Annotated in this window: 11 protein-coding genes, 2 tRNA genes and 2 riboswitches; of the genes, 10 read left to right on the top strand and 3 right to left on the bottom strand. The window is 57.3% G+C overall.

The genetic code is table 11. The annotated features are described in order from the left end of the window. Nucleotides 1–513: 513 nt before the first annotated feature. The 4 genes from AB1Z34_RS10960 (at nt 514) to AB1Z34_RS10945 (ending at nt 1,684) form a co-directional block, all read left to right on the top strand. Nucleotides 514–590 (top strand) — tRNA-Asp (locus tag AB1Z34_RS10960). A 19-nt stretch (nt 591–609) separates the two neighbouring features. Continuing rightward, nucleotides 610–682 (top strand) — tRNA-Phe (locus tag AB1Z34_RS10955). A gap of 157 nt (nt 683–839) precedes the next feature. Next, the gene (locus tag AB1Z34_RS10950; RefSeq protein ID WP_048733759.1) at nt 840–1,295 is read left to right on the top strand and encodes a hypothetical protein; all 456 of its coding nucleotides are present in this window, start codon (nt 840–842) and stop codon (nt 1,293–1,295) included. Between the two features lie 107 nt (nt 1,296–1,402). Next, nucleotides 1,403–1,684 (top strand): GNAT family N-acetyltransferase, encoded by a 282-nt coding sequence (locus tag AB1Z34_RS10945; RefSeq protein ID WP_048733762.1) that lies wholly within the window; start codon nt 1,403–1,405, stop codon nt 1,682–1,684. Nucleotides 1,685–1,754: 70 nt separating this feature from the next. Here the strand turns inward: AB1Z34_RS10945 and epsC are convergent, their stop codons facing one another. Both epsC and cysK read right to left on the bottom strand, forming a co-directional pair. Then, nucleotides 1,755–2,348 (bottom strand): serine O-acetyltransferase EpsC, encoded by a 594-nt coding sequence (gene epsC, locus AB1Z34_RS10940; protein WP_005511963.1) that lies wholly within the window; start codon nt 2,346–2,348, stop codon nt 1,755–1,757. A 115-nt stretch (nt 2,349–2,463) separates the two neighbouring features. Then, nucleotides 2,464–3,396: a cysteine synthase A gene (cysK, locus tag AB1Z34_RS10935; protein ID WP_070601725.1), complete on the bottom strand. Its 933-nt coding sequence runs from the start codon at nt 3,394–3,396 to the stop codon at nt 2,464–2,466. A gap of 303 nt (nt 3,397–3,699) precedes the next feature. After that, nucleotides 3,700–3,969, top strand: a riboswitch (cobalamin riboswitch). 66 nt (nt 3,970–4,035) lie between these two features. On the opposite strand from cysK, the gene AB1Z34_RS10930 reads away from it, so the two are divergent. The 5 genes from AB1Z34_RS10930 (at nt 4,036) to ramA (ending at nt 8,559) form a co-directional block, all read left to right on the top strand. Then, nucleotides 4,036–4,818 carry an energy-coupling factor ABC transporter permease gene (locus AB1Z34_RS10930; RefSeq protein WP_049190264.1) on the top strand — a complete coding sequence of 261 codons (783 nt, stop codon included), beginning with the start codon at nt 4,036–4,038 and terminating at the stop codon, nt 4,816–4,818. Between the two features lie 38 nt (nt 4,819–4,856). Then, the gene (locus tag AB1Z34_RS10925) at nt 4,857–5,234 is read left to right on the top strand and encodes an energy-coupling factor ABC transporter substrate-binding protein (protein WP_049173058.1); all 378 of its coding nucleotides are present in this window, start codon (nt 4,857–4,859) and stop codon (nt 5,232–5,234) included. Further along, entirely contained in the window at nt 5,231–5,968 is a 738-nt protein-coding gene (gene cbiQ, locus AB1Z34_RS10920) for a cobalt ECF transporter T component CbiQ (protein ID WP_070549912.1), read from the top strand. The genes AB1Z34_RS10925 and cbiQ overlap by 4 nt, the downstream gene beginning before the upstream one ends. Before the next feature lie 2 nt (nt 5,969–5,970). Next, nucleotides 5,971–6,795 carry an energy-coupling factor ABC transporter ATP-binding protein gene (locus AB1Z34_RS10915; protein WP_070603977.1) on the top strand — a complete coding sequence of 275 codons (825 nt, stop codon included), beginning with the start codon at nt 5,971–5,973 and terminating at the stop codon, nt 6,793–6,795. A 194-nt stretch (nt 6,796–6,989) separates the two neighbouring features. After that, a riboswitch (cobalamin riboswitch) is annotated at nt 6,990–7,247 on the bottom strand. A gap of 475 nt (nt 7,248–7,722) precedes the next feature. Beyond that, nucleotides 7,723–8,559: an acetate metabolism transcriptional regulator RamA gene (ramA, locus tag AB1Z34_RS10910; protein WP_005511953.1), complete on the top strand. Its 837-nt coding sequence runs from the start codon at nt 7,723–7,725 to the stop codon at nt 8,557–8,559. Nucleotides 8,560–8,630: 71 nt separating this feature from the next. Here the strand turns inward: ramA and AB1Z34_RS10905 are convergent, their stop codons facing one another. Continuing rightward, on the bottom strand, nt 8,631–9,230 hold the full coding sequence (locus tag AB1Z34_RS10905) for a cob(I)yrinic acid a,c-diamide adenosyltransferase (protein ID WP_049173053.1): 600 nt from the start codon (nt 9,228–9,230) through the stop codon (nt 8,631–8,633). 47 nt (nt 9,231–9,277) lie between these two features. On the opposite strand from AB1Z34_RS10905, the gene murA reads away from it, so the two are divergent. Then, complete coding sequence (gene murA, locus AB1Z34_RS10900; RefSeq protein ID WP_224433880.1) at nt 9,278–10,540, top strand: UDP-N-acetylglucosamine 1-carboxyvinyltransferase; 1,263 nt, start codon at nt 9,278–9,280, stop codon at nt 10,538–10,540. The last annotated feature ends 303 nt before the right edge of the window (nt 10,541–10,843 follow it).

The following is a 10,843-nucleotide window of genomic DNA, read 5'->3' as shown; positions in this document are numbered from 1 at the left end:
GGGTAATAGCTTTCGGGGAGCTATTCTTTGGTGGTTTGTGGTGTGTGGTCTGGGGTTATGGTGGCATGCGGACACACTTTTCTTTACTTAACCCGCGTCGGCGTGGGTAATGGACAAAAAGTGTGTCTGACTCTCAAGATGGTGACTGGTGAGAAGCCAAAAACTACGGGCTGCAAATGTGAAACTGTATGAGTTTATGACACTTTCAGGCCATTTTTCGAGCCATTTTTGTCATAAACGTAGTCAGTAACTCGCATCGCCCCAACGCCGCCAGCCATAAACGTAGTCAGTAACTCGCATCAGTGACACTGGGGGAGAGGGGGGGCTTTACCCGGGTTTGGTGGGGAGAGCTTTTGCCACAGTCTAGGTTGCCCCGAGACCCGGGGCTGGATGTCAGTTTTCAACTTAAAATATCTGCCATGAACTGGCGATTTGCTTATGTTCAGCGCTGTTCTGTAGAGTAACAACTCGTGCACAGCGCTGGTAATCCAGAAAGTTGAGCACGGCATTTAAGGCCCTGTGGCGCAGTTGGTTAGCGCGCCGCCCTGTCACGGCGGAGGTCGCGGGTTCAAGTCCCGTCAGGGTCGCCACTTGATTAATTTCAAGTCTGGCCAGATAGCTCAGTCGGTAGAGCGTCCGCCTGAAAAGTGGAAGGTCAGCGGTTCGATCCCGCTTCTGGCCACAATTAATCCCCAGTCCGAAAACGGGCTGGGGATTCTTTGTTTTACCAGGTGTTTGTCGCGGGGATCGTCGTAAAGCACAGTGCATCGAGCCGTGCGAAAACCTTAAAGTGGGGGAAATTAAACCGCGTACACACCCTAGCGGATAGGATGTTGTGCATGAGTAAGGAATTCGCCTCAGCAGGAACGCTGTCCGACGATAAGACGCTGCCGTGGGTCGTGCGCATCTTCGTCTACACGGATGCTGAGGGCAGTCAATCGGCTGCTGAGAAGGTTCGTGGGGTGCTCGCGGAACTGATTCCGGATCAGGAAGTCAACGTCTACGAGGATGTCATGCCCGATGTGGGGCGCACTTCCTCTCTCGCTGATTTGTGGGCGGAGGCCAACCCGGGCATGGATCCGGGGGATCGGAAGCGTTACCGCATCAGTGTGGTGGCTCCGGGGCTGTCTCACTGCGAAATGGCGGACCTGGCAGGCCCGCTCGCTGAGGCCGTCAGCCCAGGGTGGGCAGAGGGGGAGGCTGCGACTAAGGTCGCGAAGGGCGATGTCCCGTGCCGTGTCGCTGTCGGGCGTGCCGACGAGCACCCGGGCGAACCCCCGCTAGTGCAGAATTAACCAGAATTCGGAATTAATCCGAAGCGAGAGCTGTTATCTGGGTTACATCCTAAGAGTCGTTTGCAATGACGACGCTTCACAACCATGAGAGGGAAGTGATTCCGAAAATGGCACACACTATTTCGCATGATGAGGCCGGTCAGCGCTACGTTCTCACCGTAGAGGGAGAAGAGGCCGGCTTTGCCGCTTACACCCCGGTGGAAGGCGCCCTGGACTTTGACCACACGGTTGTAGATGGCAAATTCCGTGGACAAGGCCTGTCCAAGCCGCTTATCGCAGGCGCGCTGGATGATGTTCGGAAGAACAACCGAAAGATTCGCACCAGCTGCTCCGCTGTTGCCAACTTCGTGGAGAAAAACCCGGAATACCAGGATCTACTGGCTGGCTAGTCGCTGAAGGGCGAAGAACGCACAAAGAAGCCGGCCGGCTTTTGTATGTAGAGCTAGTTTTAGGGCGGGGCTAGATGAAGTCTCCGTCACCCTGGACGTACACCGCCGGATCGCACAACGGCTTGTGCTCTTCGGGCTTGGCAGGGCGTACGCGGCCCGGAATTCCTATCACGATGGAATCGGGTGGGCAGCTGTGGGTGACCACGGAGTTGGCGCCGATTGATGAGCCTGCACCAATTGTGATGGGGCCAAGGACTTTCGCACCTGCTCCGACGGTGACGTTGTCCTCCAGGGTGGGGTGGCGTTTTACCTTCTCCAGTGAGCGGCCGCCAAGCGTCACGCCGTGGTAGAGCATGCAGCCGTCACCGATTTCTGCGGTTTCGCCAATGACGATGCCCATACCGTGGTCGATGAAGAACCTTCGGCCAATTTGAGCGCCCGGGTGAATCTCAATACCAGTCAGCCAACGGGAAAACTGTGCGAGTACTCGTGCAATGCCCTTGAAAATCCCGCCTCGTTTCCAAAGGCGGTGCGAGAATCGGTGAATCCAGATTGCGTGTAGGCCGGAGTAGACAATGGCATTTTCTACATCACTGCGCGCAGCTGGGTCATGCGCGCGGGCATTGTCCAGATCCTCTTTGAGGATTCGGAAAAAGTCACTCATGGGCGTCAATTCTATCTGGTCGGAGGTGTGGGCAATGCAAAAACCCGCTTGCCGACGGAAAGTGCCAGCTAGCGGGCTCTGCAGAGAAGGTTACGGGTGCTTATAGTGCTCGGCTTTAGTCGCGCAGATCCTCGTACAGGATGGAGGAGACGTAGCGCTCGCCGAAGTCAGGAACAATCACGACGATGTTCTTGCCCTCGGACTCCGGGCGGGCTGCAATCTCGAGAGCAGCCTTGATGTTTGCACCGGCGGAAATGCCGCCGAGGATGCCCTCGGCTGCAGCGACCTTGCGGGAGACCTCAATAGCGTCCTCGTTGGTAACCGCAATGATCTCGTCGAGAAGCTCCTGATCGAGAACCTCTGGGACGAAGTTTGCGCCCAGACCCTGAATCTTGTGCGGGCCGGCGGTGCCCTCGGTCAGCAGCGGGGAGGCCTTCGGCTCAACGGCAACCAGTTGGATGTCCGAGTTGTGCTTCTTCAGCGTGCGACCAGCACCGGTAATGGTGCCGCCGGTGCCGACACCAGCCACGAAGTAATCAACCTTGCCGTCGGTAGCTTCCCAGATTTCTTCACCAGTGGTTGCCTCGTGGATAGCCGGGTTGGCCGGGTTGGCGAACTGGGAAGCCAGGATTGCATTGTCGGTGTTAGCCACGATTTCGTTGGCCTTATCGACAGCACCGCGCATGCCATCCGCGCCCGGGGTGAGTACAAGCTCAGCGCCGAATGCGCGCAGAACGACGCGGCGCTCCTGGCTCATGGTGTCCGGCATAGTGAGAATGACTTTGTAACCGCGGGCTGCGCCGACCATTGCCAGCGCGATACCGGTGTTGCCTGAGGTGCCCTCGACGATGGTTCCGCCCGGCTTGAGCTCGCCAGAGCGCTCGGCGGCATCGATAATTGCGTTGCCGATGCGGTCCTTGACCGAGTTGGCAGGGTTGTAAAACTCCAGCTTGGCAATCACGTTGCCCGGCAGGCCCTCGGTAACACGGTTGAGCTTAACCAGCGGGGTGTTGCCGATCAGTTCAGTGACATCGTTATAAATAGTCATTAATCTTATCCATTCCGGAAATCACAGAGGACTTCCTAATGAGTTTTCGCGTGTAGCCGTAGTGTACGCCTGATCCTGCAATTAGTACAGACCAGTTCGTCTATTTCATGGCTTGCGTAGGGAAGTGGAAGCTGTCAGTTCCGGTGTCGCCACCGTCATAGTCGCCGCGGCCGGCGTCGTCGCAGTCGCACCGCTATTGTCGCAATGCTCCTGCTCTTGCCGCGTTAACGCTATCTCATTGCCTTGCTCGTCCTTACCTCCATTGTGAGGGTAAAGAGCATTAAAGTTTCTTAGAATCCACTATTCTGAGACGTGATTTACAGTGCACGGGAATGCCTTGTAAATAGGCAGCGGCCCTCGCCACTGTGATTGGGCGCGATTGCGGCCCTTATCTGCACAGCGGTTATATGCGATAACCGGAAAACGCAGACAATGGACTCAGCGATTGCGGTGCTTCGTCGAAGCCACTCAGGGGGACTCAAACCTTTGGGGAAGGAGGCGAAGCATTAATAGAAGTGTGAAGCTTTCCTCAGCCCATCAGCCAGGAGACCGACTGTAAATCATCCAATTCGCGTCCGCGGATTGGCGGTCGAGCGGTGCTGTCGAGGTGAATAGCGCCGTAGAAAGATGATTTACATCATGCATATTGCTGAGGGATTTCTCCCAGTTACTCATTGCATTGGGTGGGGCGTAGCTGCCGCTCCCTTTGTCATTCACGGCGCAATTCAAGTCAAGCGCACTATGAAAGAACATCCCGGTAGCGGCATGCTGCTCGGTGCTGCCGGCGCGTTTACCTTCGTGCTCTCCGCAATCAAGATTCCATCCGTGACGGGTTCCACTTCGCACCCGACGGGTACAGGTTTTGGTGCTGTAATCTTCAAACCTCCGGTGATGGCGCTGCTTGGCTCCATCGTGTTGCTCTTCCAAGCAATCTTGCTCGCTCACGGCGGCATTACGACGCTCGGTGCGAACATCTTCTCCATGGCAATCGTCGGCCCGTGGGTCGGCTACGCCTTCTACGTATTGACCCGAAAGCTCGGCGGAGGCCTGCTACCAGGTGTGTTTATGGCAGCGTTCTTCGCTGACCTCTCCACCTATGTTGTGACCTCCGTGCAGCTCGCTCTTGCACACCCGGCAAACCCGGGCGGTGTCGGCGGCGCTCTGGCTACATTCCTCGGCCTGTTCGCTATCACGCAGATTCCGCTGGCGATCATCGAGGCTCTGGTCACCGTCATTCTCATGCGCACCCTGCTGGCCGTGGCACATTCTGAGCTCCTCGATCTCGGCTTCCTGTCCCGCTTCGGTGATGCGCCAGCACCGGCGCTGGAGGCGAAAGCTGCAGAAGCCACGGCTGACGCTGTTGCAGGATCTGTCACTTCGCAGAATGCGGCAGCTGCATCCGTATCTGGCCAGAAGCAGTAGCCGTCGTCAAGCGAAAAGAAGCGAAAGAGAGCACGATTATGAATGCAAAAAACAACGCGCAGATTGTCGACGCACAGGCAGCTAGCCAGCCGAAGAAGAACTCCGTGTGGGTCAGCGTTGGTCTCATTGTCCTGGTAGTCGTAATTGCCATGTTCCCGCTGTTCTTCAACTACGGGGACGACGACGCCGAGGAGCCGTTCGCCGGCACTGATGCCACCGCTACGGAGACAATTCAGGAAATCGACCCGAACTACGAGCCGTGGTTCGAGCCACTCGTCGGCGAGCTGCCGGGTGAGGTCGAGTCGGGTCTGTTCGCGCTCCAGGCCGTTATCGGTGCTGGCGTCCTGTTCTACGTTATTGGCTTCTACCGAGGGAAGGCTGCTGCGCGTTCGGACAAGCGCGAGAAAGAGCAGTGAATGCGCTAGAAGCTGCAGCGGCGCGCAGCGCTTGGGCACGCCGCAACGTGGGTGAAAAGATTCTGCTGCTCGGTGGGCTGCTGATTCTGGCGGTTGCGCTACCGCCAATTCCCTTTGCGCCTGTCATTGCGGTCATTGCTTGGTCTATTGCGTACATAGCCCGAGTGCCCCGCAAGCTGTATGTGGCAATGGTGCTGGCACCGGCGGCTTTTGTGCTCGTCGGCGCGTTTCCGCTTTTGGTAGCGCTTACTCCCGACGGTCTCGCGTGGTCGCCGGATGGCCCGCAGCGAATGGCGCAGGTTGTGATGCGTTCGTTTGCGGGTATCAGCTGCACGATGGTCTTTGCGCTGACCACTCCGATTTCGGAGCTCATTGCCTGGCTCGACAAGCACGGCTTGCCGCGATACTTGACGTACCTCGCCGAGGTGATTTACCGGATGACCGGCGTGCTGATTCACTCCGCACACTCGATGACGGAAGCGCAAGCACGACGCTTGGGACACTCCACGCGCCGGGCGATGATCCGAGATGTAGCGGCACAGTCCGCCAGCCTCTTTGTCATTGCCTTTACCCGCGCGCGCAAGATGCAAGAGGGAATCGAGCTGCGCGCCGATCCGAGCGCAATGAAAGTACTGGTGATTTCGCGGCCCAGGCAGCCGAAGTTCATCGTGATATCCAGTGCATTACTTTTGTCGTTGATTGCGGCCTGGGCGCTGCTGAAATGGGGTGTATAGGGATGTCGAGCAGCAGGAAAAATCGCGCTGATCACGTACATGGTGCCAACGGTGTCATTGTCGAAGCGGCTGCAGTTACATACGCTTACGACGAAACCCACGTCCTGAAAGGCGTGGATTTGGCAATTTCGGGCGGCGAGCGCCTAGCGCTGTTGGGCGCAAACGGTTCTGGCAAGTCCACGCTGTTGCGTATGCTCGCGGGAGCGTCTAAGCCCAATAGTGGTGAGGTCCGCCTTGACGGCACCGTCTACACGTACTCCCGGCACGGCCGCAATGCGGTCCGTCGCTCAGTGCAGATGGTCACGCAGGATCCGGATGAGCAAATCTTCGCGGCTAGCGTGTTTGCAGACGTCTCGTTCGGTCCCGTCAACCTGGGGCTTAAGAACGAGGAAGTCGAACGGCGCGTCCGGCAGGCTCTAGGTACCGCCGAGATCACCGATCTCGCCGAACGCGTTCCGCACCAGCTTTCCTATGGTCAGCGCAAGCGCGTCGCTCTCGCTGGTGCGCTGGCGATGCATCCGCGTGTGCTGCTTCTCGACGAGCCCTCCGCCGGCCTCGATCCGCAGGCGACCCGAAAGCTTGCACACACGCTCAATCAATTGCGCGATCAGAGCACTGCCGTCGTCGTCGCCACGCACGACATCGACTTCGCGTGGAATTTCGCCGATAGGGCAGCAGTGCTTGCCGACGGCAAACTGCGAGTTGGCTCCAAAGAGGAAATTTTGGCCGATCGACGGTTGGTCGAACATGCTCGATTGGCTTTGCCCTGGGCGCCCGTGGTCTCCAAGGCGATTGGGCGAGATGTGTGCCATCCAGAGGATGTTTAGGCGAGCGGTTTGGTTGGTGAATAGCTCATCGATATGTGCAGCTAAACCACGATAAAAATGAGAAAAGCGCCCGCGGGCAGGGCGTAATGCCTATGAAAATAGGCCTAGAAATATAGGCGAAGCTGTCGCATTTCTTCGCTTCCATTTCACGTCACACCTGTCCGCGGGCGATCTCCGTGGCCGTGGCACTTTGCAGTGCCCTCGGCGCATCAGGCAGGTATTCGGACTTTCTGGCGTGACCGACAATAAGGGGATGACGACTGCCGCAAGCTTCAATGCTTACGTGCAGATCCTTATTATCAATTTTCCTACTTTTCGCCGCTTCCCAAGGTTGAAATAACCTCAGTGCCGTTGGCGAATTTTGTTCCAGATTACCGCTGCGGGACAGTTCCGGAATTGCACCGGATTCCCTCTTGCGTTTGCTGTGCACCACCTTCGGACAACCACGTGGAGGACGTAGCATTGAAAGTGGAACTCAACAAAACCTGTTGCATGTATGACAATAGCGCACGATGCAAAATAAGCGAAGGTCTTTTTCGAAAATGTCCGCATTGGGGGTAAAACGCCGTTCATTACCCTCTGTTATCAACATTCACGCAGTTTGTTAGCGGAAAAATAGCTACCCCCTGCCTTGTATTTATTCGGCCGAGGCGGGGCTAATGACAGGATTTATCCTGGTATTTTCTTTACGTACTTGTAGAGAAACCTAGTTGTTTCCTAAGATTGTGTGACGGATGCCTTAATGCAGGTGTACCCGTTCGGAGGGTACTATCTACTTTGTACGGTTTACAGCCCCCGAAAGGGTCAGTGGCCGCTGAGCGGTAGTTGGCCATTTCGTAGGAGTGTAAGTCGGCGCGAAGTCACAGGCTGATGGTGCCTCTGTGGGTGCCAGTGAAGCAATTTGCCCGTTACGCAGGAGGACGCGAGATGGATCCCCACCGCATTCTGGACGACAATGAGGTTATTAAGTCGTCCTTGGTCGCCCTAAAGAATGCGACTGGTATTCCGGTCACAATGTATGCGGAAGTCACCGATAACTCTAAGATGCAGATCAACAACTGGGTTGGCCTGCGTACTCCGGCCCTGCAGAATCTGACTGTGGAATCGGGTGCGGGTGTCGGTGGTCGCGTGTTGGCCACGCGCCGCCCGGTGGGTGTCAGTGACTACCTGCGCGCCAAGGTTATTACCCATGAGTATGACGACAAGATTCGTGACGAAGGCCTGCACTCGCTGGTCGCCGTGCCGGTGATCGTTTCGCGTCTTGTCCGTGGCGTGCTCTACGGTGGCGTGCACTCCTCGGTGCGCCTGGGGGACAAGGTTCTTGAAGAGGTCACAATGACCGCCCGTTGCCTGGAGCAGGACCTCGCTGTCGTCGATGCCTGCCGCAACATGGATCGTTCGGGCAACGGTAAGGGCGGCCGCATCATGAATGGCGCTGAGTGGGAGCAGGTTCGCTCCACGCACTCCAAGCTGCGCATGCTCGCTAACCGTGTGGATGATGAGAAGCTGCGCCAGGAGCTCGAGGTGCTCTGCGATCAGATGGTCACCCCGGTTCGCGTCAAGCAGACCACCAAGCTGTCGGCTCGTGAGCTCGATGTTCTCGCCTGTGTCGCCCTCGGTCACACCAACGTCGAGGCCGCAGAGGAAATGGGCATCGGTGCCGAGACGGTTAAGTCCTACCTCCGCTCCGTGATGCGCAAGCTGGGCGCCCACACTCGCTACGAGGCCGTCAACGCGGCCCGTCGCATCGGCGCACTGCCGTAAACCGCTTGACGACGGTTCCTTTGCGCCCAAACCCGCGGGTATTGGGGTAGTCAGTTCTGCTACTTGACCCGCTACTTACCCCCTGCTTGCCGCTGGGCTTCGCGCTCACCACCGGGGATCCACTTAACGTCGTTTCCGTCATTGGCCACTCTCGAAAGAATAAACAACAGGTCAGACAAGCGATTGAGATACTTCGCCGGTAGGACTGAGGTGGTTTCGGGAAATTCGCGGCAGGCAGCCCATGCTGCACGCTCGGCTCGGCGAGTAATCACCCGAGCTGTGTGTAGCAGTGCTGCGGCTGGTGTGCCTCCCGGGAGGATGAAGGAATCCAGTTTCGGCAGTTGTTCATTGAATTGGTCGCACCAGTGCTCGAGTCGCTCGATGTAATCCGGCTCGATACGCAACGGCGGGTACTTCGGGTTTTCTTCAATAGGTGTTGCCAGGTCGGCTCCGGCATCAAATAGGTCATTCTGCACGTAGCGAATGACAGCCGAGATTTCGTCGTCAAGCGTGCCGAAACTGAGCGCCTGGCCGAGTGCGGCGTTGGCCTCCTCGCACGTGGCGTAGGCGATAAGGCGAGAATCATCCTTGGGAACGCGGCTGAAATCGGATAATCCAGTGGTGCCGTCGTCGCCGGTGCGAGTGTAAATGCGAGTTAGATGAACGCTCATAGCTTCAAGCCTAAGCGCGATATTGCGAAATGTGGTTGGCTGGGGGAGTGGGAAATGAGCGATTTCTGGTTAAAGGCGGAGCGACGCTAAATGGTCAGGTTCAGATTTCCGGGGCGAAGAACTCGGTTCTGAAACTGATGGGTGCGGCGCTTCTCGCCGAGGGCACGACAGTACTGACGAACTGCCCTGAAATTGACGACGTGCCATTGATGCAAAAGGTCCTCGAAGGGCTCGGCTGCTCCGTGACGCGCGAGGGCGACCGGATTGAAATCACGGTGCCCGAAGAACTCTCGCATCACGCCGATTTCGATGCCGTGCGCCAGTTCCGCGCTTCGGTCTGTGTGCTCGGGCCGCTGACGGCGCGTACCCGTAACGCGATTGTCGCACTGCCCGGTGGTGACGCTATTGGTTCCCGCCCGCTGGACATGCATCAGGCTGGCCTGGAGAAATTGGGAGCACGCACCTATATTCACCACGGTTGCGTGGTGGCTGAGGCGGGGCGACTCAAGGGGGCGAACATCAAGCTGGACTTCCCGTCCGTCGGCGCGACCGAGAATATTCTGACCGCGGCTGTACTGGCGGAAGGTACGACTGTGCTGGATAACGCCGCCCGTGAGCCCGAAATTGTCGACCTGTGCGAGATGCTCGTGGAGATGGGCGCCAAGATTTCGGGTGCGGGATCTAACACCATCACGGTTGAGGGCGTCGAGAAGCTGCACCCGACTGAGCACAAGGTCGTCGGCGACCGAATTATCGCAGGGACCTGGGCTTATGCTGCAGCGATGACCGGCGGCGATATTACGGTCGTTGGCATTAACCCTAAGTACCTGCACCTTCCTCTGGAAAAACTAAAGAACGCAGGCGCTCAGGTCGAGACCTACCCGCAGGGCTTCCGCGTGCGTATGGACGGGCGTCCCCAGGGTGTGAACTATCAAACGCTGCCTTACCCCGGCTTTCCGACGGACATGCAGCCCATGGCCATTGCTCTGTCTGCGGTGTCCGAAGGGACGTCGGTGCTTACCGAGAACGTTTTTGAGTCGCGCTTCCGGTTTGTCGACGAGATGATTCGCCTCGGCACTGACGCGACTATCGATGGTCATCACGTGATGATTCGCGGAAAGGAAACGTTGAGTTCGGCACCTGTGTGGTCTTCGGACATTCGCGCCGGAGCGGGACTAGTGCTTGCTGGACTGTGCACTGAAGAAGGTGACGTCACTGAGGTGCACGATGTCTATCACATTGATCGCGGTTACCCGGGCTTCGTAGAGACACTCAATTCTCTTGGCGCATCGGTTGAACGGGTTAGCTAGTGATTGTTGGCCTCTGGTCAATGGCTAACGGCTAAGCGCACGGTGCTAGTTAAACGCGCGGCGCGGAGAACCATCGCAAGTCTTCGGTTCTGGATGCTATAGAACCGTTAGGAGTGATTCTCCAGTGGGGCTTGTGGTGGTTTTCGCTATTTTACCTGGGGTTTTGTGTCTTTGGTGGGGTGTGTGTAATGTATTCGGAGGTCAGCGCGGCCAGGCAGTTTATGTGTTTGGTTGGCTGATGTGGGGGAAATGTTTTCGTGCGGTTAGCCGCTGGGAGTCGTTGGTTTGACTTTCTGGTTAATT

This window comes from Corynebacterium sp. 045007, from assembly GCF_040743205.1.
GTDB lineage: Bacteria > Actinomycetota > Actinomycetes > Mycobacteriales > Mycobacteriaceae > Corynebacterium > Corynebacterium jeikeium_D.
Note: the sequence above shows the minus strand (reverse complement) of the source record. Positions and strands in the feature narration are given on the sequence as shown.

What these genes read in the sequence shown, in the direction of transcription:
- AB1Z34_RS10945 (WP_048733762.1), top strand. Translation starts at nt 1,403, where the DNA reads ATGGCACACACTATTTCGCATGATGAGGCCGGTCAGCGCTACGTTCTC.
- AB1Z34_RS10930 (WP_049190264.1), top strand. Translation starts at nt 4,036, where the DNA reads ATGCATATTGCTGAGGGATTTCTCCCAGTTACTCATTGCATTGGGTGG.
- AB1Z34_RS10915 (WP_070603977.1), top strand. Translation starts at nt 5,971, where the DNA reads ATGTCGAGCAGCAGGAAAAATCGCGCTGATCACGTACATGGTGCCAAC.
- epsC (WP_005511963.1), bottom strand. Translation starts at nt 2,348, where the DNA reads ATGAGTGACTTTTTCCGAATCCTCAAAGAGGATCTGGACAATGCCCGC.
- AB1Z34_RS10950 (WP_048733759.1), top strand. Translation starts at nt 840, where the DNA reads ATGAGTAAGGAATTCGCCTCAGCAGGAACGCTGTCCGACGATAAGACG.
- cysK (WP_070601725.1), bottom strand. Translation starts at nt 3,396, where the DNA reads ATGACTATTTATAACGATGTCACTGAACTGATCGGCAACACCCCGCTG.
- AB1Z34_RS10905 (WP_049173053.1), bottom strand. Translation starts at nt 9,230, where the DNA reads ATGAGCGTTCATCTAACTCGCATTTACACTCGCACCGGCGACGACGGC.
- AB1Z34_RS10925 (WP_049173058.1), top strand. Translation starts at nt 4,857, where the DNA reads ATGAATGCAAAAAACAACGCGCAGATTGTCGACGCACAGGCAGCTAGC.
- ramA (WP_005511953.1), top strand. Translation starts at nt 7,723, where the DNA reads ATGGATCCCCACCGCATTCTGGACGACAATGAGGTTATTAAGTCGTCC.